At 56.3% G+C, this 24,021-nt stretch carries 16 protein-coding genes and 1 tRNA gene; 6 read left to right on the top strand and 11 right to left on the bottom strand.

Annotated features, from left to right (window positions below):
• Nucleotides 1-25: 25 nt before the first annotated feature.
• From BV071_RS16275 to BV071_RS16250, 5 genes are all read right to left on the bottom strand, one after another.
• Nucleotides 26-3,067: a type IV secretion system DNA-binding domain-containing protein gene (locus BV071_RS16275; protein ID WP_035609307.1), complete on the bottom strand. Its 3,042-nt coding sequence runs from the start codon at nucleotides 3,065-3,067 to the stop codon at nucleotides 26-28.
• Entirely contained in the window at nucleotides 3,055-3,729 is a 675-nt protein-coding gene (locus BV071_RS16270; RefSeq protein ID WP_265594510.1) for a hypothetical protein, read from the bottom strand. Before BV071_RS16270 ends, BV071_RS16275 begins: the two co-directional genes overlap by 13 nt.
• A 44-nt stretch (nucleotides 3,730-3,773) precedes the next feature.
• Nucleotides 3,774-5,843, bottom strand: a complete 2,070-nt coding sequence (locus BV071_RS16265; RefSeq protein ID WP_035609302.1) for a hypothetical protein — start codon at nucleotides 5,841-5,843, stop codon at nucleotides 3,774-3,776.
• A 470-nt stretch (nucleotides 5,844-6,313) separates the two neighbouring features.
• Nucleotides 6,314-7,426 carry a CHC2 zinc finger domain-containing protein gene (locus BV071_RS16260; RefSeq protein ID WP_081886042.1) on the bottom strand — a complete coding sequence of 371 codons (1,113 nt, stop codon included), beginning with the start codon at nucleotides 7,424-7,426 and terminating at the stop codon, nucleotides 6,314-6,316.
• 1,006 nt (nucleotides 7,427-8,432) lie between these two features.
• The gene (locus BV071_RS16250) at nucleotides 8,433-9,698 is read right to left on the bottom strand and encodes a type IV secretion system DNA-binding domain-containing protein (protein WP_265594509.1); all 1,266 of its coding nucleotides are present in this window, start codon (nucleotides 9,696-9,698) and stop codon (nucleotides 8,433-8,435) included.
• Nucleotides 9,699-10,531: 833 nt separating this feature from the next.
• Here BV071_RS16250 and BV071_RS16245 point away from each other — a divergent pair.
• From BV071_RS16245 to BV071_RS35450, 5 genes are all read left to right on the top strand, one after another.
• Nucleotides 10,532-11,482: a site-specific integrase gene (locus BV071_RS16245; RefSeq protein ID WP_081886039.1), complete on the top strand. Its 951-nt coding sequence runs from the start codon at nucleotides 10,532-10,534 to the stop codon at nucleotides 11,480-11,482.
• A 260-nt stretch (nucleotides 11,483-11,742) separates the two neighbouring features.
• The gene (locus BV071_RS16240) at nucleotides 11,743-11,925 is read left to right on the top strand and encodes a hypothetical protein (RefSeq protein WP_035609293.1); all 183 of its coding nucleotides are present in this window, start codon (nucleotides 11,743-11,745) and stop codon (nucleotides 11,923-11,925) included.
• A 97-nt stretch (nucleotides 11,926-12,022) separates the two neighbouring features.
• On the top strand, nucleotides 12,023-12,535 hold the full coding sequence (locus tag BV071_RS16235; RefSeq protein WP_035609292.1) for a hypothetical protein: 513 nt from the start codon (nucleotides 12,023-12,025) through the stop codon (nucleotides 12,533-12,535).
• 11 nt (nucleotides 12,536-12,546) lie between these two features.
• A complete protein-coding gene (locus BV071_RS16230; RefSeq protein ID WP_265594508.1) occupies nucleotides 12,547-13,422 on the top strand; it encodes a hypothetical protein in 876 nt (291 codons plus the stop codon).
• Nucleotides 13,413-13,510: transfer RNA gene (locus tag BV071_RS35450), tRNA-OTHER, on the top strand. The genes BV071_RS16230 and BV071_RS35450 overlap by 10 nt, the downstream gene beginning before the upstream one ends.
• A 1-nt stretch (nucleotide 13,511) precedes the next feature.
• Here BV071_RS35450 and BV071_RS16225 read toward each other — a convergent pair.
• The 6 genes from BV071_RS16225 to BV071_RS16195 form a co-directional block, all read right to left on the bottom strand.
• Nucleotides 13,512-13,952: a hypothetical protein gene (locus BV071_RS16225; protein WP_035609286.1), complete on the bottom strand. Its 441-nt coding sequence runs from the start codon at nucleotides 13,950-13,952 to the stop codon at nucleotides 13,512-13,514.
• Nucleotides 13,953-13,998: 46 nt separating this feature from the next.
• On the bottom strand, nucleotides 13,999-14,259 hold the full coding sequence (locus BV071_RS16220; protein WP_035609283.1) for a helix-turn-helix transcriptional regulator: 261 nt from the start codon (nucleotides 14,257-14,259) through the stop codon (nucleotides 13,999-14,001).
• 493 nt (nucleotides 14,260-14,752) lie between these two features.
• A complete protein-coding gene (locus BV071_RS16210) occupies nucleotides 14,753-16,573 on the bottom strand; it encodes an ATP-dependent helicase (protein WP_035609279.1) in 1,821 nt (606 codons plus the stop codon).
• Nucleotides 16,574-18,592 (bottom strand): AAA family ATPase, encoded by a 2,019-nt coding sequence (locus BV071_RS16205; protein WP_075090933.1) that lies wholly within the window; start codon nucleotides 18,590-18,592, stop codon nucleotides 16,574-16,576.
• 240 nt (nucleotides 18,593-18,832) lie between these two features.
• Complete coding sequence (locus BV071_RS16200) at nucleotides 18,833-19,609, bottom strand: DUF932 domain-containing protein (protein WP_052573435.1); 777 nt, start codon at nucleotides 19,607-19,609, stop codon at nucleotides 18,833-18,835.
• 290 nt (nucleotides 19,610-19,899) lie between these two features.
• A complete protein-coding gene (locus tag BV071_RS16195) occupies nucleotides 19,900-21,153 on the bottom strand; it encodes a hypothetical protein (protein ID WP_265594507.1) in 1,254 nt (417 codons plus the stop codon).
• 174 nt (nucleotides 21,154-21,327) lie between these two features.
• Here BV071_RS16195 and BV071_RS16190 point away from each other — a divergent pair, with 174 nt between their 5' ends.
• On the top strand, nucleotides 21,328-22,530 hold the full coding sequence (locus BV071_RS16190) for a Druantia anti-phage system protein DruA (protein ID WP_035609274.1): 1,203 nt from the start codon (nucleotides 21,328-21,330) through the stop codon (nucleotides 22,528-22,530).
• Nucleotides 22,531-24,021 lie beyond the last annotated feature (1,491 nt).

Genomic DNA, 24,021 nt, shown 5'->3' with positions numbered 1-24,021 from the left:
AACTCTATTCGGCCCATTTTTAAAATCACTCATTTTCAGTGTCTGAGGCCTTTCCTCGCTTCCGGCGAATCGCACGGCCTACAGCTTCGTCGACCTCCTTCCTGATCCGGTCCCGCACATGCTCCGGGGGAGGCTCGAAGGTGGTGGTAACTTTCCAGCCCATGGACTCGGTAGTGGTGCTTTCCGCTTCCGCTGCCCAGCCGACGATGAGTTCCAGAGCTTGCCGCGGTGAACAGAAGACGAGCTTCGCGAGGTCGTTTGAAGTCATCGCCTTCTGCGCTCTCGCTCGAACCGTATCCAATTTCGCCGCGTCCTCGCTCACCAAACACACGGTTGCGAAACCCGCCTGGAGACACTTGGTGAGGTTCTTGGTTTCGTAACGGGAGTCGTTTCCGACGGAGACCTCGATTGCGTATTTCCGATCCGCCTTTTCCAGGATCAGGTCGATTCGGCCGCCTGTAACCGTGTGCTCGGTTTCGACGTTGAAGTTCATCCCTTGTGCCTGAAGTTTCAGCAGCTTCACGAGCGACTCGTGGAGGCTTTCGCTTTCAACTTCCTCGACTGGGGAGGGCGAAGAACTGGGCTGAGGTAGTTGGGTAGCTATGGGCGCAGGCGGCGGCGATGCCGGGGCTGCCGCTTTCTGTTCTGGCGAAGCGTCTGGCGGTGCTGGCACGGAAGACCGAACTGGCGGCTCCGATTTAGGCTCTCGTTTCGGAGACTCGGCTGCTTCCTCTCGGGGAGAGTCGGCCATGAGTTCCGCGGCGACCTCAGCCTTCGGTCGTCCATACATTTGCCGGGAACGATCACGTATGCGATCGATCTGCCCGCCGGGACTGACGGCCAGCGCGCGGAAGGGAACCTGAAGGTTGAAGTCTTGATCTGCCCCGCCCACGCGACCGATGGCACGCCCCTTCGGAAGAGAAACGAAGTCGGACGGTTCGAAGTTTGAGAATCCCTCCGACAACCGCTTGGCGTCGCGGTCGCTCAGGCGGAAGCAGGTTCGAATGTGCGCATTGGTTGCGATCGCGTCCGCCACACCGCGGTTCGAATCCTCGATCTGAGACATCCCCTGATGCGCCAGCACGAGGCCGAGCCCGTATTTCCGAGCACCGGAGAGGATCGACGCGATCGAGTCCGTCATGAAGTAATGGCACTCGTCGACGTAGAGCCAGAAGGGCCGCCGGTGATCCGCCCGCTGGGCCTGGCGTCCCATCACGAGCTGATGGATTTTGGCGACGAGCAAGGAGCCGAACAATCGGGCGTTCTCCTCGCCCATCAGGCCGATAGGCAGCCGGACGAGCAGGATCTTCGATTCGTCCATTGCCTTTGCGAGATCGAGTCTTCCTCGCTTTTGGCACACCATAAAGCGGATCGGCTTCGGCCTGAGGAACGCGTTCAGCCTCGTCACCACCGAGGCCTCGGGGTGTCCCGAAAGCAGGGGAAATTGCTTTTCCCAGAAGTAGACGACCTCCGTGTCGTCCACCGAGTTCAGGAAGGTCTTTCGGAATGGCTTCTCGACCAGGAAGCGCCTCAAGTCGGCGAGAGTGTTTCCTCCGGGGTGCTCCAGCATCGCAAGAATGGCGTTGCTGAGGATTGCGGTCATCTGGTCGCCCCAACTGGTGGCAAAGCTTCTGAAGACCGAGCAGAGGTCCGAAGAGAGGAGCCCCTTCTCAAGCTCGGTGTGCGCCGAGAGGATGTTGAACGCGATCGGGAAGTCCTCGTCCGAGGGATCCAGCAACACAACATCGTCGAGACGGCTCGGAGGAACGGATTCCGCAATCGCATCAATAAGGTCTCCATGAGGGTCAATCACCGCGAGCCCGGCTCCCTGCTCCATGTCCTGAAGGATCATGTTGGTCATGAGCGTCGATTTGCCGGTGCCCGACGCGCCAATCACATGCATGTGCCGGAGACGATGGTCGTCACCCACGATCACATTGCGAACATCGCCGAGATGCTCGTTCACGCCGAGCACGACCCCTCGTCCTCCGGTGAGGGATTCCGGCACCGAGGCGGTCCGAACCATCGGACGATACAGCTTCGCACTAACCGCCGATGACAGGTTCGTGATGGCCGAGAGCTCGTCGCCGTTCAATAGCATTCCAAACCGCCGTGTCCTCCGCGCCAGGACATCCTCCAGGTCTGGTCCAGACCGCGGCTGAAGCTGGTTCTTTCCGCCGCTGGCATTCAGGCTACTCGCTATCCGGAAAAGGATCTCGCTGGTTCGCGCCACCTGATCCGTCACCGCAGCGGCCCGAACAACTACTGCAAAAAGCGGTGCCGCGATCTTCCGGTTTATACCTTGGACCAGATCGCCACTTTCCTTGAACACCGGTTGGCCGTTCGGACGCCGCACGGTTTGAAGCAAGCTGTCCGCCCACGGGTGCCGCGAGGGCTCGAACAGGATCTGCACCAGGGCACGCTCGTTCCCGCGAAGTTCTGTGAGGGCGGCAACGATCCCGGTAAGTGGGTCAGGTCCGAGCGTGAGCGGGATGTGAACGTAGCTCTTGAGCGAGAAGTCGATCACCCCACTCTTGAGGTCGCCCGCAGTCCGCCATTCGTCAGCAAGGGACTCCTTCTGCGCTGAGAAGAATACTCCCTTGAAGTGGGCTGCGGCCATGCTCCTAACAAAGTTGGCGTCGCTGGTATCCGCCACCAACTGCATTCGAATCTCGTCAGAGCTTCCGACCAGTTCGAAGGCAACCGGACTCGGCAGTCCTACCAGTGCCGCCGAGAACTGGGCGAAGCTCTCGCGTCGGATAGGCGACTTCGCATCGAGGTGGGCGCGAAGCTCGGTCAAAGGTGCGATCCAATGCTCCCTAAAATGGAAGGTTGGATCAGGTTCGGCTGGCTCCGGTTCGTTACGCCGAGTGCCTTCCAGAATGCTGCCGAACAGTCCGGCGCGTCTGCCTCGGTCGGCACGAGCGGATGTCCTCAACCGGTAGCCAGTGAAGGGAGTAAACGGAGGCTCCGGACGAATGAAGCCATCCTGCGGAGGAAGAGATCCCCCTGCCAACATCTCGTAGGCGCAAAACTGCTCTGAGAGGCGCTGATCTAGCGTGACCATGGGCGGCGGAACAATTCCCGGATCCAACCGAACAGGCCGATATTGGTCTCGATGTCGTCCTGCATGAATTTCACGCCGCCGGGCGTTTGCCCTGCCACCTCCTCCACTGCACCGCGAACCAACCCATCCACGGTTTGGAGATACATCTGGCGGGTGTCTTCGCGAAAATAAGAATTGCCACGGAAGTATCTTTCGTAAAACGCGCCAACGACCGGCGTGCGGAGTAGGATCGCGTCGAGCCCATAAAGGGAGGTGGCCGTTAAGCAATTGAGCAGGAATATCACCGCCGCAGCGTTGAGCAAGAAAACGGCCGAGCCCGCGTTAATCCCGAAGATCGCCATGTGGAGTAAGAAGAACCCACCGATGGTCGCTGCCATGGCAACAATCTCCCAGACCTTCAAGTGCATTGGAATCTCGCCAGCGCGGCATGAGAAAAACCAAGACGTTCCGAAGGGGGCGGAACAGACGTCAAACACCAGCCTCTCGCGCCGCAACCTCAGGTATCGACGGCGGGCCGACATTAGGCCGCCTTCGCGGAATTCGATTTCTGAGATCTCTAGATCGGGGACGCGCTTTGCTTCAATGGCACTCTTGATCATTTGGTAAAACTCGTCAGTGGACACTTCAAAGTCCGGCACGAGAACGTGCCAACGTGAGGCCATGCGTAGGTGCTTGAGGTCCCAAATTCCGAACATGAAGAGGAGGGTTATTTGACTGAGGATATCTGCTCGCGGATGATTTCGAAAGTTCCATCTGGTTTCTCCGCGATGCCCAAAGTGAGGGATACCATCCGGTCTGAAACCGAACCATCGCGCTTAACAACGGCAAACGAACGAATGGTATAGCTGGCATCCCAACCGGCATCGGTCTCTTTCAGCAGAACAGCGCCGTAAATTACTTCGGAGAGCTGTTCATACCTCGGCATGTAATTACCTTGCTCTCGTCTTATGGCTTCAGGCGTGACACCCTTCGTGCCGTAGCGTTCCACCGATGAAGCGTAGTCTGCGACAAATCCTTCAAGATCGTATTTGCCCACCTTCGCATGATGAGCTCTCACAAATTCTTCGACCTTCGATTTTGCTGAAACTTCGGGCACTGGTTTTCCTTGATCGGCAGCAGCGCCGCTTGGGTCTCGCTGTAGCTCGGGCTTGTTCGACTCCGCTCTGGAAGGCGATGGTCCCTTGGAGCTTGGCAACCTGTAAACGCTGTCCACGCGTTCGGTAATCGGCTTGGGTCCGTAATTGATGAGGGTGAAGCCGGCGCCGCTTTGTTGAAATTTCGGATATTCCCAAGCGCGAGAGGGAAACGCGTTCTGGTCGCCGACTAACGGAACCTCCGTTACCGGAAAGGACCAATTCTCAACGCCACGCCCGGCGATTGCTACTGGGCACCCTTTGACCCAAAAGTGCCAACGTCCAATGAGGTCTCCAGGCTCAATGGGTTGATAGCTCTCCGCAATGTGGAAGGTGGCGTCTGGTCCCTCGTGGGATTCCAAGAAAGCCAAGCAGCGCACACGCGAAAAGTCGGCATCGCTGTCTTTCTTATCGGGGGAACTTTTCCGCGGCGCGTAGACAAATGCAGCGAGGCGATTCTTGGAGCCAATGTCCTTTAGTAAGGTCTCCGGCGTCTCGGGGAAGCTCCCCTTTAGCACACCTCCATCAGGCTTCTCCTTCAATGTCACGTAGGAGATCCAAGCTCCTTTTGGCGAGATCGAAATGATCCTGCTGCAGTCTGAGGTAACGAGAAAGTCCGTTCCGAACCCTAGGTTCTCAGTGACGAGCGGAATGCGTTGGTTAGACTGCTTATCGATAGCGAACAACCCAGGCTTGGATCGAAACCCCCATCCGTCGCGTTCCATAGCGAGCGGGCTCTCCGCCGCTTCTAAACAAGGGCTCACCTCGACCCTGCAACGGCTAGTCGAGGGAAACGGGTCGGTCACAATTTTACCACCGGAGTCATCATACTCCGCCGACGGAAGCTGCAATTTGAAAAGGTGAAGATCCAAGATCGCCACCCGCGTGGCTCCGGAAAAAAACTCAATTTCGTTCTCTTTGTGCCAGTTTAGCCGATCGGCACTTACCGTTGAAGTGAGCGGCAAATACTTTGCGTCGCGTTCTTCCGGGTAAAGGATCCAAAATGGATCGATTTTGGATGCCGAGGTCATGAAGATCCGCTTGCCATCAATTGACCAAGCCAGCGCTTTTGCTGATGGATAGACGCTGAATCTGCGCCACTCGGTATCCGACGAGAGATCGTGCACGGCGACACGCGTCCCGTTGTCGCGAATGTATGCCAGATACTTTCCATCTTTGGAAATCGCCGCAGAGGCACCGGACAGGAGGCCCTCAAGAGGACGCTGTTCTTTGATCGTCCACCGGCCAGCTTCAGCATCTGCGAAGTCTACGGGCACTCGGTGCTCAAACGGCTGCCCCTTCGCCGGCTCTGCTGCCACCGCTTCAACAGGAGAACGCTTCGCCCGCACCACTAAAATGGCAGGCGACCCGAGACATAATATGAAAGTGGCAAGGGACGCCCAAATTGCCACACCGAGGGGCTGACGAGGGCGATCCTGTGAATGGCTCTTCCGGCGCAGTCGCTCGGCTAGGACGCTGGGCAAACCGAAGCGCCAAACCGCGCCGAGAGAACCCACCGCAATGGTTGGAAAGATGGTGAAGAAGATACCTGCGGTCGTTGCCAGCGTGGGAACACTCCATTCATAATCGCCAGGCGCAATTCCAAGCATCAAGTGGCGGATGACACTCGCGAGGAGGGCCATTCCTCCCCCTACCAGAAAAGTAACGCATCCCAATCCTGCCCCCATTCTAGCACCAGACGGGATTACGCAATGAAGGGGAATTACAGAAATGTTAGCTCGGCTGGCAGCGAGAAATGCCCCTCCAAAAGACAGGCCCAGCAGCAAAAGGAATGCAGCGAGTGCCGGTGTTAGTGAGTTCGAACTGGACGGATTATAGACGAACAGCATGAAGGGGAGCACGAGCAATCCTCCTACAACCCCTATAAGATCGCTTCGCGACGACCTTCGGAGAAAGCCGACACATTCAGGAATCGAGCGAGCAAGGACGAGGTCCGCCATTTGACGCCTTTTACCCGGTAACTATTTCCATTGCAAGCAGTGAGGGAGGCTGCCGACTATTCTAACATCCATCTAAACTGCGTTAGAAATCAATCCCGACGGAAGGTGAATATAAGAAAGGCCCCCTCCTGAGAGGGAGCCTTTGAGAAGCGTCATGCAAACACTTCCGCAATGTCGTCCGGATGAAGGTCGTCCGGCTGTCGGATACCTTCCGGCAGATGGATGATCCGTGTAGTAACAATTGGGCCGAGCCGGTCGAGGAGCTGATCCGCTCCGTGAGTGCCCGCCTCGTCGTTGTCGAACAAGATCTCGATGGAGCCATCGGGTGCCAACACTTCGCAGAGGAGGCGTTCCTGCTCGGCCGAAATCGAGCTACCCATCAGGGCGACACACTTTGCGATCCCGGCCTGCCAAAGGGCAAAGCAGTCGAAGAAGCCTTCGACGATTACCAGAGGTAAGGCTTCTTCTTCTTGTAGTGCACGATGGAGGTTGAAGATCTCCATGCTCTTGTGGAAGCCCTTGGGAAACTTGTATTTCGAGTTCCCCTCAGGAGGCTCGCCCGGCCATCGGCCTGCGTATGCGACCAACTGGCCGTCGCGATTGTGAATCGGGATGGCAATGTGTCCCCGCAGCATGCCGCGGTTGCAGTAGCCCAACCCGAAGCGCTCAATGGCTTCAGGATTCAGTCCTCGCTCCTCCAAATAGCGATGTGTCGCGTCGAGGGTCTTCAGTTCGAAGGTGAGAGGAGGATTGGCTGAGCCATCTGCATCGGATGCCACCGGTTCGTGGTCTGCGGCTGGAGCCGGTTGCTCAGGAGGCCTTGCTTTGGTTGCTCGCTGTTCCGCTCGCTTGGTGTCATCCGGAACACCGCCGTCCATGAACCATTCCTGGAGGAGAAGCGCTGCCTTGCGGAAGTCGACTTCCTCCATGAGTGCAACGAAGTCGATGACGTTGCCACCTCGGCCGCAACTGCCGAAGCAATTGAAGCAATTCTTGTCGAGGGAGACACGGAACGCAGTGGGGTTCTTGCCCTTGTGGATCGGGCAGGGACCCGACAGTCGGTCGCCGTTGCGCTTGAAGGTCTCCGTGAGCTTGTAGCGATCAAGAACCTGCAGCATTCCGACGCTGGATTTCACTTTCTTAAAGTCCACGAAGCCCGCGGACGGTGCTTGGTCTGTGTTCATAGAGGAGCAATCTGGTTTGAGGTTTGAAGGAATAGAGAAGAGCCAAGCAGCACCTGCTGCCGTGGCTTCCCGAATCCTCATTTTACCACGTGCACCCTCCGCGGCCTCATTGACGGGGATGGAAGTCCGTTGCCTGCTAGGAAAGCAGTTGGGCCGGATTGCCCGCGCAATCCTGCCACACTTCTCGCGTTGGATCGTTGGCTGCGATGAGTTCTGCCGCTACCGCGAACAAGAACATGTTTGATGTTCCGCGACTAAAGCAGTTGGCGGTTGCAGCCTGAAGCGATCGACAGCGAGCTGGAGATTCGGCAACCACCAGAACTCGGAAGCCAGGGATGTTCCATCGCTTCCATAGATGGCCTTCCGTCCTCGTGGCGCGGTAAGCCTCCACTTTCTGGGTGAAGCTGGTTTGCTTTGGGTTAGTCCTTGTGACGGGCATCGTGCCCCGATCAACCTCAAGTAGGAAGAAAGCCGGTCGCTCGTCTCCGTAATCGATGGAGAATGCGGCATCGGGAATGATCCACCTTGGTTCACGTCGAGGCGCGTCTCGCTGCCAAAGCCTCCACTTCAATTCGTGGAGCTTCTGCACCGTGGTGAGACCATCCTTTCGGTTCCAGTCATGGTGATGGTGAAACTGGTGGCCGAGCCCTAGCGCGGCTGATTCGAGCGCGACCAAAACGTCGGCAATCCTAAGATCGTGACCGAGACGGAGTGCCGAACCCAGTTTCCTCAACCGGGGAACGCTGGCATGAACCGGCTGACCTTGGCTGATCAATTCCTTTCGTCCTCGTTCTGAAAGACAATAGACCAGTGGGCCGGGAAACTCCTGAAGTCGTCGCTGATGCAACGGTCGATCAAGCAGACCCGAATGATAGAGTCGGCCTAGGCGGCGAACGAGATGCTGATTACTTCCACCTACAAGGGTAACGAAGTGGTCAGAGCGAAGGAATCGATGAACTGAAACTTGGTGGAGAATCAAAAGGTCTCGCTTGGTCAGGCGAAGCGGGGTCGGGGAAGCAGCGCGATGAAACCATGGCTTCCTCGGCCGGGTTTCAGTCATGGAAGAATTATAGCACGGGTCGACAGTCTATCGAAGGAAGCGTTTGAGCCGTTCTTCGATGGTTGTCCGGGAATTGCAGTAGATCTGCCTACATCGGTGATTGATCGTCTTTCGGAGGTGGTAGGCCTTGGCCGTCGGAGGAGCCGATTCAAGCCGAAATGGAAGAGTAGGATCGTCACACGTTCGAACGAGTGCGTTGAACGGTGCGAGGTCTGTGAATTGCCGGGCTACGAAGGATTCCCCGAAATTGGTTTGGAATCGACGCGCGTCTTCGCCGCACAGCGCGAAGCAGATCGTTGTGCCGACGTTGCCGAGAACCGCGCTTTGGAGGCGGGGCGTCAATTGGTCGAGGAACTGATGCGAAAGCACGAGTCCGAGACCGTATTTGCGGGACTCTGAGAGAATCGAGACGAGTGCGTCCGAGAGGAAGTTCTGCGCTTCGTCGATGAAGAGGACAAAGTCGCGCCGCTGAGCGACGGGAAGGTCTGAACGAGCCATTGCCACCGACCCGATGAAGGCGGTCATCAGCGCTCCCAAAAGCCGTGAGGCGTCGTCGCCCAAGCGTCCCTTTGAAAGATTGACGATAAGTATTTTTCCCGAGTCCAAGATGTTGCGGAAGTCGACTCGAAGGGGAATCTGACCGAGTGCGTGGCGCAGAATCGGAGTAGTCGTGAACTGCCCTAGCTTGTTTTGAATGGGGGCGATGGCTTCCCGCATGTAGCGGTCATCCCAGCGGTCGAACTCGTCGTTCCAGAATTGCCTCACGAAGGGATCCCGGCATTGGCCCACCAGGCTCCGCCTGTAGTTCCTGTCGGTAAGGAGGCGGGGAAGCGCGGCTAGTGACGTGTTCTCGCTGTCGAGAAGCACCCGGATCGAATTGTATAGGATGTATTCGAGCCTTGGTCCCCAGCTCTCAACCCAGATGTGGCGGAAGGCCGAAACGAGCGAGGCAGTGAGAAGCGGTCGCGCGGCCTCCGGCGTCGCGGACGAAAGCAGATTGAGGGCCGGAGCGTGCGATGGGTCGCCCGGATTCAAATAGACCACGTCGTCCACCCGATGCGGTGGTATGAAGTCGAGGAGTGATTCCGCGAAATCGCCGTGAGGATCGATGACTCCGATGCCTTGTCCTTGCTGAATTAGCGAAATCACCGCGTTGTTCAGCAACGTGGTTTTGCCGGTGCCTGTCTTTCCAATGACGTAGCAATGCCGAGTCAATAGGGAGGCGGGTAACCAGTATGGTGATTGGGAACAGCCGTAGTCGATGCGGTCGCCCAGATGGATTGAAATGGTCATACCGAAGGCGGCCGCCCTCGCCGGCGCCATTCGGCATGCGCCTTGCGTTCGCCGCCGAAATTGCGCGCACTGGCAAGCCGTCTGGTTACAGGAGCCGGTGGGGAGAGTGACTGCCGCCGATGTCCGAAGCTTGGCTTCGGTCGGGAGCATCTGATCCTATTTTACCACGTCGGCATGGGCTGAGGTAGTTGGCACTCGTTTGCTCACCGCAGCGGTCGAGATTCCCTCGACGGCTGCGCTCCCCGAAGGGACCACGTTGGAGCGGGGGGCTGCTCTCTCCGGGAGCCGCGGAGCAACGAGCTTGCGAGTGCGAGCGGATTCCGGAGGGTGCAGCGCGGGGGAAAACCCGTCGTTGAACCCTTCGACCCGGCGTTGCGGGAACAGGTGTTGAACCCGTCCCCCGCGTCGTGCCCGCCTGGCGGGCCGACTTCCCGCGGCATGGTGATGTCCTAGATGGCATTGCCTCAAGACTCACCCGAAAGCCGGAGGATGCTGCGGGAAGTCGGGCCGTCAGGCCGACGCGGGGGAAGTCGTTTTACCCCTTTGTTTGTTGGGGTAATCCGTCGCGTGCCGTTCCGTCGTCCCCGACATACCGGTATGTCGGGGTTCGTGTCAGGGCGAGCCGTTCGGGGTTATCCCCATGGGCGTCTTTGACGGACCGAAACGATGTACGTTATACAAGTAGCAGGCCGGTTACCGTTCTTTGACAAGTCCGCCCACTAGTGGCGGAATTTTGAACAATCAGGTAGTATCGGCGAATGGCCTCATGGGAGGAGAATGGGGATTAGGCAATGAAGCTCCCAGGGCCAATTAGCAGCTAATTCTTTGGGCTTATGATATCCAAGAATGGGCAGCCGGATCGGCGGGGTGCGCCTTTGGCGTCCGCGGCTGCCATGTCGGGCAAATCTGACATGCACGTCGAACAATACCTGAAGTGGAAGAAATACCATTCGCCGCGCGCGGCCAAAGCCTACGAGGTGTGGGTAAGGCGGTTTCACGCCTTCACCAACAAGCCCGTTGCGGAACTTACGATTCACGATTGGACCAACTTTGCGGAAAGCATCGGGCATCAAAACTTCGCTCCAAAATCGGTGCAGTTCGGACTGACCGCGATCCACAATTACCTTCGCTATTGGCGGGACATGGAAGTGCTACCGCGCTTCCCATTAGTCCTCGCGGTAGTGCCAAGAGCAGTTGGTTGCCCACACAACGCGGCAACCGAGGACGAGTATCACGCTTTGCTCCGGGTGCTTCGAGCGAGGGGCGACGATGGATTGCGAGACCTCGCAATGATTATGATCCTGCACGACACCGGAATGCGAGTCGGGGAACTCGTCCAACTAGAAATCGATCAGATCGAGGAGGACGCGTCGGCAGTGATACGAACCGAGAAGACGGTTCAACGGCGACGCGTATTCTGGAACCCGGATACAGATCAAGTGATCCAACGGCTGATCGTTCAGCGGGTGAATGGGAAAGCCAGCACCGATTGGCTTTTCGTGGCAGGGAGCGGATCATGTGAACGTCAGTTGCTCTCGCGCAACGTGCAGCGAATGATGAAGCGCGTGACGCGACTCGCCAAAATTGGCCGCCGTGTCACTCCACATTCATTCCGGCATGCTTTGATTCATCGTCTTGCGATGCTAGGGGTGCCGGATGCAGTGATCGCGAGGGTTGTTGGACACAGCTCACCGCTTTCGATCTCGCACTATACCCAGCTTTCACGGCCGGAATTCAAGGAGATCGCCGAAAGGCAGTTTCGAGCTTTCGCCTTGGCGGCGTAGGCCCGGCATTATCCACAGGTTTATCCACAGGGGACCGCTTGTACAAAGCGGGCGGGATTTCTATAATGCGGGTAGCTTCCAGAAGGAAGGCCATCTGCATCGAAAACCTACCGGCAGGCATGTCGCACAATACGACTTATGCGTCCCCCCGGACTTCCACTTCAGGTTTCGCAGAGGCCGCTTTCCATTCTGGAGGCGGCCTTTTGCGCGTCACCCCGCACGCAATCGGACCTTTTTTACCAGCCCTAATCCCCTTCGTCATGAGACACGACCGTGAAATCGAATACATCCCGCTGGACCTCTTCGGCCAGGAGCCGCCAAAAAAACGTGGCTTCCTCATGCGGCTCCTAGACGTCGTGTTCGAGTGGTGCACCAAGTATATTGATCACGGCCAAGCATCGTCGAGTGGCGGGGAGGTAGAGGAAAAGACCATCGAGTTCTAGCAGCTCAACCGCGCGCGAAATCCGCTGCTGGGATACGGCCCACGGACCCTTCCTGGTTGAGGAACCACGGCGGCGATTCCTCTTAATCGAGAAACACATGGCCAAGTATCGCGTCGTAAATACACGCTTCTGGGACGACGCATACGTCGCCGAGCTGAACCCGAACGAGAAGCTCATCTTCCTCTACCTCCTCACCAATGCCTTGACGACCATCGGAGGCGTCTACGAGTTGTCCCTGAAAAGGGCGGCTTTTGACGTTGGTCTGCCCATCCGGGACATCCGTTCCACATTCGAAAGATTTGAGGCTGAGCGGAAGATCGTGCGCAAGCAGGACTGGATCGGGATCGTCAATTTCGTGAAGCACCAATCGCTGAACCCGAAGGTCAAACGAGGGATCGACATCGAGCATGCCAAGGCTCCCCGCGAGTTGGTATTGCGCCTGAATCTTCCGACCGATTTCTTTGCGATAGGCTATCGAGGTCCATCCGATCTTAACAGAAACAGTAAACCCAATTCCAAAGGCCTGTTCTCCACAGGGTTTTCCCCAAACTTTTCCACAGCGGACAATGGAGCGGAACTGGGGAAGTCGACCCAAAAACGGTCTGAGTGATCTAGCGTAGGATGGCAGCATCCGTTTCGGAGTGGGGAGGTGACCGTGAGCCGCCTTGCTTCACGGCGTCCAAACTGCGAGAAATCGCCACGATGTCAGCCAAGGCGTATAAAAGTCTGAAACGACAGCTCGGCTTACAAGACGCCGTGCTAGAGATTCAAGAGCTTGCAATGCGGGAGCTTCGCTTTCAATCGCAGGCTGCGGAAAGCCCCGAGCTATACCTCAGCGAAATCTGCCGTCGCCATAAGATCAAAGTCGATTGCATTGATTCTCATTCAGTCGAGCGAATGATTGAGCGCCTGCGAATCTTGCTCGCAGTAGGAGCCTTCGAACGATTCCTGCACGAACTCCGCTCCGAAATGGTTTCGCTCGGAAAGCCTCAAATTTTTGAGGATGGTGCTTCTCTATCCGATATTCTCCAGGTGTTTCGGGGAAGGCACTCAGGTTCCCCACTGAGGACCGTAATGAACGACCTGGTGCTGTATTTTGTAACGATACGCAACGAAGCAGCTCACCCGTATGATTTGAGGCAACACGCTGGTGAAGTTGCGAGTCGAGCCGACAGATTGAACGGCTGCGCGATTCGAACTGGCCTCAATAAATGGTTTTCTGCACAAAGTCTTCCGAGGTCTTCAAACCATATGGATTTCGAGCACTACATCATGTGCAGCCGGATCCTAAAGGATTATGCGTTCGAGCTTTGGAGGACAGAGATCGAGTCGGTGTCCTCGCTTCCTGAGGAGTGGGAATGGCAGAAGCGCTTTTCGAGCCTCCGCGGTCACTCGCAGCGACTTCGCTCTGCTTGCGTTGCCGATATTCGGACTAGACTTTGTCTTGATGAACAAGAAGCTTCCATGCTGTGTGACGACCTCATTAAGGAGTTCTAGTTCAATGGTAGAACGCCGCCCTCCATCAGCCCTTTGTTAGAGAGGGTTGATGAAGGCGGTCATCTTGGTTCAAGTCCAAGGGACTCCTCCTATTTCATGACCCCACGAAGAAATTCTTGAAGCTCATGAGATTGGTAGGGAAGAAGCGACTCGGCGACCTGCCGTGGTATCGGTAGGGCTAAGAATTCATTCAGGTCATCGATCATGCCAGGTGAAGCATGGTAAGCCCCTTCCTTGATCGAAATTCGAACTGCATCAAGGTGAAGAACAACGAGCTGAACGAACCGTTGCTCAGTGGAAGTGGGTGGCGCAATAGCCAAGTCCGCCTTGGGATCTAAAACACGAACTAGGGAGGGTTGTTCGATCAGTCGCTCCCAAATTTCCCGGTGCGCTTCAGTGAGGGCGAGAATGACTTCGGTGCGCCGAACCCTGGCGTCGAGGCGCAAAGCAATGGCGGAGTAGAAAAGGCCGCCAACGACGCCGGCGGTTTGGATGAGCGCGAACCAATTGGAAGCGAGCCATGATGTCATGCACCTCTATTTTACCAAGCGCCAGCCAACGAAGCCATCCGCGCCACTACTTACGCTTGCTCGCTGCCAGCGCTTCGGCCTTTCCCACGAGATCGGTAGCCGATACGCCCAAGGCAATCGCAATTCGCTTCAGGCTTTCGACAGTCGGCGCGCGTTTCTCGCTCTCAATGTAACCGATGTGCGGCTGGGACAAGCCGGCGCGTGCAGCCAATTCCGTCTGGGAAATCTGCGCTTCTTCCCGGGCGGTTTTGAGAACCGACGCTAGGGCCTCGACAAAGGCGTTGGTGTCGCGTGTGACGGGATCCACACCAATCGGTTAGCTGGAGACTGGCGCTGGACGCGATATAACGATAGTTATTCTTCCTTGAAGGCCTACTTTCGAAGGAGTATGAGTGACCCATGAATGCGAACTCGACTCCAGCAATCCTCCGCCGGCTCGGAGTCGCTCCTGCCGCCCGGATGGTCGAATGCGTGGCGTGCAACAATTGTCCCGACGTCTTTGAACTAGCGGACGGGGATTTTGCAGTCATTGGATTCGACGTCACAGACGAACTGGCAAAGAGGCTGCCGGGCGACGCCGGCTGCGGACCGGGAGAGAGGATCGTCCGCGTGCCTCGCGAGGTATTTTTGGCGGCGATCCAAGACATCCCTTGCCCTGCTTAGTCCCGGAATGTTGAGCACCGAGGGGAAAGAATGCAGTCATCACCGACCGCGGGAACTACGATCCCCAAGTAGCACGCCTTAAGAGGTGCTTTGCAAATATCTCGCCAAAGGCAGATTTGATCTGTGTTATTGTGCGACTAGGGCCCTGGAATGCGCCTCACTTCCACGTTGGCAAGAAGTTGCTCGATCCATCCGACGCTTTGTCCTCTCTCGGTGCAAAGCGTGAAAAAGGCCCGTTGCTTCGCGCGGGTGAACGCAACGAAGAATGCCCTGAGCTCTTCGGGACGATTCTGCGTAAGACTCCACCATGTCTGACTGTCTAGGCCATGGAAAATAATCGTGTGGAACTCCAGGCCCTTACTCTTGTGTACTGTCATCAGGGCGATCTGGCCGTCTCCCTCAAAATTCTTCAAAGCCTCGGACCACGATTCGGCGGACATGATCGATTCCAGCATCAACGCTCTGAATCCGTCCCGCACACGATTGAAATCCTGCTGCCGGCCATATGCGGGAGTCAGCGTCTTGAGGAGGTCCAAGCTAACGAAGGAGACGATTCGGCTCTCGATCGCTTCCAGGGACTCGGCGGTGGGCACACACCCCCTCATTGTTCGGCGAATTTCACGCACGAAAGATTGCAACGAGCCATGCAACTTCGATTGGTTCCTTTCATCCTCGCCGTCGACTTGATGCAAGCTGAGGAGGCTTTGATACACAGACTGCCAGGAAGCGGCGTCGGAAGCATGGCTTCCTAACTTGAAGAAAGGGAGGAGCGTCCCTGTGAGTGGCTCTTCCAAGACATCCTGGATCGCAATTTGGCCCACCATTCTCGCAACGTTCCGGATCGGAATGCCCCGAGCCTGAAATTCTTCTGCTAATTGCTCCTCAACGAAGTGAGCATGATTCCGGACAAGTATGGCGAACTCTTGCGCGGGTATGCCGCTTTGCACTTCTCCGGCGACCCAGTCGGCTAAGCCGACCGTCTCTTCATCGTTCGTCGGGTAAGTCCAGATTGCGGATATATCACCGTCAACTTTTCTTGTGGAGCGGGCGTCGGGGACCGCAGTGCTTGGATCGATCACTTCTGCGATTGCGTGTTGGACACGCACCAACTCAGCGTGGGATCGCCAGTTGGACAGCAGTTCGACCGTGTGCGCGCCGAACTGGTGCTCGAATTCTCCAAAAGAATCATCCATCGCACCTGCCCATCCCATGATGCATTGCTTGCGGTCACCCACTGCGGTAAGGGCGGAGGCACTGTTTCCAAAAGCCGTGACCAGAAGCTCAAATTGTGCGTAAGTCGTATCCTGAAACTCGTCGAGAAACACGAACGAGTAGGTCGAACGGAGAGCCTTCCGGATGGAAGAGTGTTCCCGAATTAGCCGCTCGACGAGTCGGTTGATCATGGGAAACGTTAGCTCACCTGTCCCATACCTTTCGCGCCAATAGGTTTGCAACGCACTTTCCCTTGGCTGCCTAAGAGGCAGGAGGGTCCGGTCAATTTGGGTTGCGAGGTCACCTGGATTAACGCCGTGGAAACCGTGATTGTTGAGGAACTCTCGTAGCTCGCGGGTATAGTGGAAAACCAACTGGTAATCCATCGGCGGCGTGTAGGGTGCGGGTAATGCGCGACGAAACCTGTCGAGTAGTCCTTTCGTAAACGCATCGAATGTCAGAGAAACAAAGCGGTGCGCATGCTGTGGGCACCGCGCCCTTACGCGCTTCTCGAGGTTGGAAGCCGCGTCCCGCTTGAAGCTGATCGCAAGTATTCGCTGGGGGTTACGGCAGATGCCCGTCTGCAAGAGATACGCGGCCTTTTGCGCGAGAAACTCAGTCTTGCCAGCCCCTGCGCCGGCAGTGACGCAGGCGGATCGGTCGATAGTTCGGAGAGCGTGCCAGGCGGCATCCTCAAGTTCCTCGATGCCTTGGAGCGCCCAATCGCCTGGTTTGACGAATGCCATTCAATCCTCCTCGTCGTCGTTGAGATGCAACACGGCTTTTACGTGTTGGATAAGGGCCTTGAGGGGCGCGGGCGCGTCCTCTGCGAGCTTCTTGTCGGAAATCCGACCAAGTGAAGCCAGGTGAGAATCGGGCTTACTGCCACTGACAAACAGATAAGAATACCAACAGAAATCACTATCCCACGAATCGTCATAAAGGCCTGAATCACCTTCTTTCTTAACCGTGGCCTTCCTGGCGTTCTCGATGGCCTCAGCATTTGTCCGAGGGCCTCTGCCGTTAGGGCGAGGCACCTTGTAAGCGGCGGGAAAAGCTTCGATCATTGAAAAATCCAGATCCATTGGGTCTGAAAGAAACACACTTTTCTCTTTCAATGCCTTGTGCCATTGGCAGTCCTCGTAGGGAACCCAGAGATCGTTATCGGAAAGGTTCTCCAGATTATCCAGATCGATGTCTCCATTGATTGCCGGGGTTGTGTCCTCCAACGAATCCTCCACTTCAGCCAATCGTTCCACGATCGTGCGCACCATATTGGCGCCACCGTGGCTTCGCCCGATATCGAAGTCTAACAGGGTCGCATAGGGGATTTCCAGGGCGGATAGCAGCTTCCAAAAATGGCCGCAGTAGCGCCCGCCCAAAGGGACGATTGGCACAAACGATGGATCCAGATCAATACCCATGGCTTCCGCGATCTTGGGAATCACGATCCTCTCCGATTCGCCTTCGCCGAGAATCACGAATCTCGCGAAGTAGAGTTCAGGGTACGCACGAACTGCCAGTCGAACGTATCGCTTCGCCTCGGCGTCGTTCTCGGGAAGAAGTATCTGTCGGACGGTCGAACAACGTGTCAGCCGGTCGCGTCGGAAATAGCGGACCTCCTCAGCTTCAATCCGCCCCACGATGGCCGGTGAATGACTGGAAATGAGCACCTGTGCCGCAGCCATCTTTCCAATGTCACGACTCAACCGGATGATGCGGGAAAGAAAGAAGGGCGAGAGACTGTTTTCAGGCTCCTCAATAGCAATGATTGTGAGGAAGGCCCGTCGCAAACGCTCCTGATCGAAATCTGACTCTGTCGGATCCTGCTCGAAAATTGCGTGCTCCGCTTCAAGAACCGCCGCGGTCATTGCCACGTGAAACAGTGAGCGCTGGCCGTCGCTGAGATCGGCGATTGACCGCTCTTTGCCCTCTTCGTTCGGGGAAAAGGCAAAATCCACCTTCTTGATCAGTTCGGAGAAATTCCGATCGATTAATTTGAGAAGCGGCGTTGTGTCGGTGTCGCCGTCATGGACTTGCTGCCAACGGCTCGCGACCTTTCCAAGAATCAACTCGCCGGGGCCTTCGGATTCAAACGCCTCTTGTAGCGTCTGGGTGTTGCCGGATGCGGCTTCCCGAAATTCATCCGACCAGCGCGCCGCTTGCCACAGTCGTCCTTTGAGAAGTGCTCCAACTTGATCGTGGACGTTTCGCGTCGCCGGAACATACACGAATTGAATCGCGCTGCGCTGGATGGCGGCAACCCTCTGGCAATCGTCTTCCCAATCGTAATCGTCGGCTAGGGATGTGACCCATTTGATCTCCTCCTCAATCGTTCCATCGGGAGTGGAATCGTCGATCCAGCGGGCTTTCATGACAATCCGGGCCTTCAGTGGAGCGTCGGGAGCAGACGCAGCCATCTGGTGGAAGAACTCGGGAACGGCGCTTCCTAGCTCTTCTTCGTCTTCTTCGTCTTCTTCGTCCTCTTCGTCGCTGTCTTCGAGTTCAGGGAAACCAAGAACGATGTCGATCGACAGCTCAGCCCCTGATTCCAACTCTTCCTGCTGAGCCAGGTGGAAATCCGATTTACGAACGGTCCGTTCATAGGCCGAGATTCCGAAGACCCTCGACAATGCTTGCAACATGGCCGTCTTGCCGGCGCCATTGTTCCCAACGAGGGCAGTGATCTCATCCGCGAGTTGAACGGTCACCGGTTCGTCACCAAAGCAGCGGAATCCGCGTATGGTCAGGCTCTCGATTTTCATGAAGGCAGGTCGGTCGTAATTCAGAAAAGGGGCGGTGAGATCCAGAGCATGAATCAGCAAAAAATGAAGCCGCGACCGGCAAGATGACATACTTGCTGACCTACGTGCCGCACATTACCACGAATGGGAATGGGGCTAGTCCTTTCAGAAGATTGCCGTTGGGTGTTAGGTGGAGCGATGCTGGGCGAGTTGGAATAAAGAAAGGCCCGTCCGGTGGGGGACGGGACCTTATGTTGCGGCTCAGATCACGCCGCAGAAGGCGTCGAACAGGCCGTAAAGCGCCTCACCCCGTGGAAGGGCTTGGTTCGGGTTCACACGCTTATGGACCTCGGTGAATGCGTTGAAGAGACTCCATGCTGTGCGGTGCTCGAATTGCAGGTGGCTTGGCTTCCGCCATTCCGTGAGGACTTGAGGAACTTGCGTCGTGGTAATTGCGCGACAGTCGATCGCTCGAATGACGAGGTCGTGCGCAGCCCAGTCGGAGACGTGCCTTCCGCGATAGGCGGATATTCGTCGGTCGAGGTTGTGAAACCGGTCGCCGAGCTTTCCGACAGCTCTCGCCGTGAGGTGACGGAGGTCTCGGGATGCATGACGGGTGTGCTTCCTGCTCAGACGCACTTCGCCAGTGAAGGCTAGGTTGTCGCAAACAAAGACCTGGGTGCCTGCAACCATTCCGGCCGGGTAGGTCTTGTCGTGTGAGTTCCTCAGGCCGACGACCCAAGCATAGTCGGATACCTCGCGATCCGGAACGTTGACCTGAAGGATGCCGAAGTAACGAGCTCTATCGTGGCTCAATGAATGAACCATCGATTTGATCTCGAAACCTGACGTGAGGAGCTGGCATTCTACCTCGGTTACCAGATCACGATGCGCGAGCGGGAACCAAGTGTCGGTGGGCCGCGGTGTGGGGACCTCCGCGAGTTCTTCACGCGAGACCATTTCAGCACCGCAGTGAAGCAATAGACCGGGGACGGTGGCTGGCGGAGCAGCCGGGGGAACATCGATGATGGCATTCATTGATAATTGGATTGGGGTTCCATGCCACCTTCCACGTCTCCACGGCGAACGCCGACGTGGGCATTCGCAGAAGATCTGGCTTCCTACTATTTTACCAGATTCAAAGGTTGATGGCTAAGCCATGCGCATCTAGCGCAATGATCTGGGTGTCCGCCTAGGGGTTGACTACGGGCGCAAGGGCCGAGCTTCTCCTACGAACAATCTCGGGACGATTCTCGGGCGTTAGGCAGAAAGCTCTGTCTAAAAGGTCCCTAGCCTACGCGTGGGCGGCGTGAAGCTTCCCTCCTGCGCTAGAGAGGTTCCACCTGCCCAAAGACTACTCCGGAAGACGAAGAGAAAAGACGGCCTCGAAAGACCTTTCGAAAATACGGTCCTGAGAGAACATCGGGAAACCCCATTTCTTTCGCGCTGCCGGTCGGCATTACCGCATCGACTAAGCCCTCAAACACGCGCGGCTTGGTCGCATAGCTGCTCAGAGCGTCGAGTTCCTGATCGACGATTGCTTTAAGAAGGTTTTCCTCAATCCCAACAAACAAGAAGGGCATGCGCCTAGACTTGAAAATGGCTCCGACAACAGGATGCCCTCGCACCTGTGTTCTGTTGGCGGAGAATTTCGTGCGGCTCGTGCCCATCTCCGCGGCTCCCTCAACGACGTCCGAGAAGCTTTCTCCGTTCTGTCGTAAGACAGGACGGCCATCGAACTGAGCGATGTTCTCACCCAGCAAAACCGAGGCGACGCGGTTTACGACTGCAATGGTTAACTGTGAACGCGGAGCAAGTAGCTGGAGAAGATTCGTCGCATGCAGCATTCTCGCAATAACCCTTAGGCGATACGAATCTCCGTTTCCCTCTGCTGGCGGATCAAGCAGCCAACATCGGGCCGTTCCTTTGGTTAGATCGCCGAAAACGGTGATCGTTCCATAGCGGAGATCGGCGTGCCAAATCCCCGACTTTGCCTCTGGAACCACAGCGTGCGTTTCCTTCTTACGGAGGATATCGCTGGCATGCGCTCTAACAGCCTTACTCTTGAAGTCGACAGACTCGCGCGCGAATGACCCCTTCGCTTCGACCTGGATAACCTTCTTTCCGTCGCTTGCCGTTTGTATTCGAAAGTCGCATGGCCGCAGCCCACGCGGAATTTCGTCGACGCCTTCGGGCAATGCGAGCCAGTCGCCAGGTCCTGTGTCGTGAATCTGATTGATCGCGCAAAGCGAGACGGCTTCACCGATGCGACCGGTGAGTGTGGAGTCGGCCTTTACGACACCGTCTTCAATCGCAATCGTCCCATCACGAAGGGCGACTAGGTGCTCCAACTCAGCAGCAGCTTCATAGAGATGCGCCTTTTTTACCGCCTTCAATTGACTGTAAAGATCCGGACGGAAGCGTTGTTTTCTAAAGAGAAAATATGCGAGAAAATCCGCGGACGGGATCTTTATCGTTGTCCCAGCGATTGATTGGACAGCGGGGGGGTAGCCATTACCGGATAGCTTCACCCGATGCTCCTCGTCATAGCAATCAACATCCACGACCAGGTAATCCGGCAATTCGTCAAGGATCTTGAAGCGCGGATACTTTGGGCAAGGCATCGTGGAAGAAGATGGACAGTTGACCTTGGCTAAGCACTAGACGTCAAGGCACCGGTGCGCCCTGAGGCAATGATTTTTCGGATGTTGAAGGGGCAAGGGTGGCTGTGATACGCACAAGCGCGACGCCATCCCATGAAGCTGCCTCCCCTCGTGCCGGCCCTAGAACAGGGGTCCAACATCAAGCGTGCGCTACGAAGGCACCTCAAATCCCTTGGCTTCACGCGCGACCCTACAGGCCAGTTGGTCTTGGTCGACGGAAGTAAGGATGGATTCCGAAATTGCCATGCGGCTCAGCGCGCCCAGAAACTCAAGGAGAATTGGGAATTCATTCAACGGACCTGGGCTCAGCACCGGTTTCATTTCGCTTCTGGAGAAGAAATTGCCCCAGAAGCCATTTCTCCAAGGTTGGAGATGGTGAATGCCGGCACGTGGCAGTCGGAGCTTTTCAGATTGGCCACGTTGACGTGGAGCGTTCCTGTCTCGAGCGGTTACGGTCGCCGGATGCGCTTCCTAGTGTGGGACAAGCAGAACAGTAAACTAATTGGCCTCATAGGTCTGACAGACCCTGTATTCAACTTGCGGGCGCGCGATGCCGACATCGGGTGGAATGGCGAAACCAGACGTTCCATGCTGGCGTGCATGATGGATGCCCACATCCTTGGAGCTCTACCTCCTTACAATCGATTGCTGGGCGGAAAGCTCGTTTCTTGCTTAATCAAGAGCCGATTTGTCCGGGATGCGTTCAGAAAGAAGTACGCGTCCGCCGTCGGCGTTATTTCGGGCGAGGCCAAAGACGCGAGGCTAGTGGCGGTCACGACGAGTTCGTCGTTGGGAAGGTCATCGATTTACAATCGGCTGAAGCTCGGCGGGGAACCATATTTTTCGCGCGTGGGATTTACGGAAGGCTACGGCCACTTTCAAGTGCCTCAGGATCTCTTCGAGAAAATGCGGCATTATTTGACCTCAATTGGTCATCCCTATGCTGGCGGCAACGAGTTCGGGAACGGGCCCAATTGGAGACTTCGCGCCATCAGAGCATGTTTGGAAGACCTGAAAATAGATTCCAAGATTCTCCAACACAATCTGAAACGAGAGGTGTTTGTTTGTCCGCTAGCCCAGAACTACCGAGAATACCTTCGTCAGGAACATCGGAGACCCCAATGGGGCGGGCTAACCTCTGTTACGGAAATTGCTCAATTGGCCAAAGATCGGTGGATTATTCCGCGGTCGCAGAGATGTGACGATTGGCGGGCGTGGGAGAGCTCAGAGGCACTCTCGTTGATCGAAGGTGTATTCGAGAGCAAGGAACGATTAAAAAATGGATCGCGCCTTTGACACACTTCAGAAGCGGCTAATCGCGGCAGCCGAATGCGTTAGGGAGGCATACTATCCTGACAGGTTCCTTTGCCCTTGCTGTGGAGAAGACGTGTTCTATGCGGCTGGAGCTATCCAAGAACCACACTTTAAGCACCATCATGGGGCTGGCGACTGCGAGCTCCGCATCATAGGTCTCTCTCAGGAACCTTTGGCAGAAGTGGGAAGGGAATCTCGCGATTGCGGGCTATATGCTTCGTTCCTGAATTCAAGCAGAGGAAGAAGCTGCTCATTCCTGCTACGCTTTCGTCCCGATTTTACTGCTACGTCTGTGAGCGTGACCATGGGGAATCACTCGAAAGATTACCGACTTCATGGCAGGAGCGAGATTTGGATCCCTGTGTCAGACGCAGCACCTGTGTTTTACCTCGAGGCCTCGGTCGGAACGGAGGTGTGTGTTAGAAGGCATTTTTCTGCTTTCGAAAGGGATCCTCTCGTTTTCCGTGATTCGAGCACACAATCATCGAGAATCCCTCCGGGACGTTTCCTGCGCCCAGGCAACTACGTGGCTTGTTGGCGAGCTTCAAAGAAGCTCGAAATCCCGACCTCCTGCAATCCGCGCGAACTTTCTTGCGTGCTTGGCTACCGAGCATTTGCGTTCTCAATTCCGGAAACGCTCCCTCATGAGGTCCGAGACTTCTGTCGCAGTGGGTTGGGCATGGAAGTCCGAGTAAAATGGTTCGACTACGCAATCCTCGCTCCCTTGGCGCTCTCTGAGTCGACCCCCGACGTTTGGACAACTAGTTCCGAGGGCCTTCTTAGAATCGCCGTCGCTTCGCAAGACCAAGCGTCCAAAGAGCAAAAGCTTCTGATCCAAAGAAGGGAAGGCGCTCGCCATTTTACAGAGAATACTACTCTTATTTTAGATCGGCGCCCGCAAACGTTGGGTTTCGCGTTGGACAGAGATGCTCCGCTGGTCCGTCTCGGAATTGGATCCCCACCCCAGTTCCTTGCGGAATTCCGGTTTTCCGAATCGGTTCCAGAACCGATGTCCGCTCATTTCTCCTTCTTGTTCAAGAACCACTTTAGCGGTGAGCTCTTGCGACTCGAACACTCGTCCTGGCGGCTACTCGAAATGTTCGAGCGCGTGCGACGGCAGGAAGCTTCTATAATCGATTGTGAGCATCCTGAATGCGTCGGCATCCACCTTTCGTGCGACGGGAATTCCGTGGAACTGTGTGAAGATGCCGAGGCAAACATTTTCAACGACGCCATTCGGGGAAACTACCAGTTCATCCAGATAAGGGCTTCAGGTTACCCCACTCTGACATTCAGACCGAAGGAGACCGTTCCTGAAACCGTTCGCCAACGCAAGCCGCTGACCTTGCCCGAGCCTACTTGCCACCGACTCCGCCCAAGACACGTGCAGGCCTGGCTCCACGGTGCCGCCTCCAAATATTCCGCCCTACTACGCGAGTGAGTGACGAACGACGAACCATAATTGGATACATC

Source organism: Haloferula sp. BvORR071, assembly GCF_000739615.1.
Lineage (GTDB): Bacteria > Verrucomicrobiota > Verrucomicrobiia > Verrucomicrobiales > Akkermansiaceae > Haloferula.
Note: the sequence above shows the minus strand (reverse complement) of the source record. Positions and strands in the feature narration are given on the sequence as shown.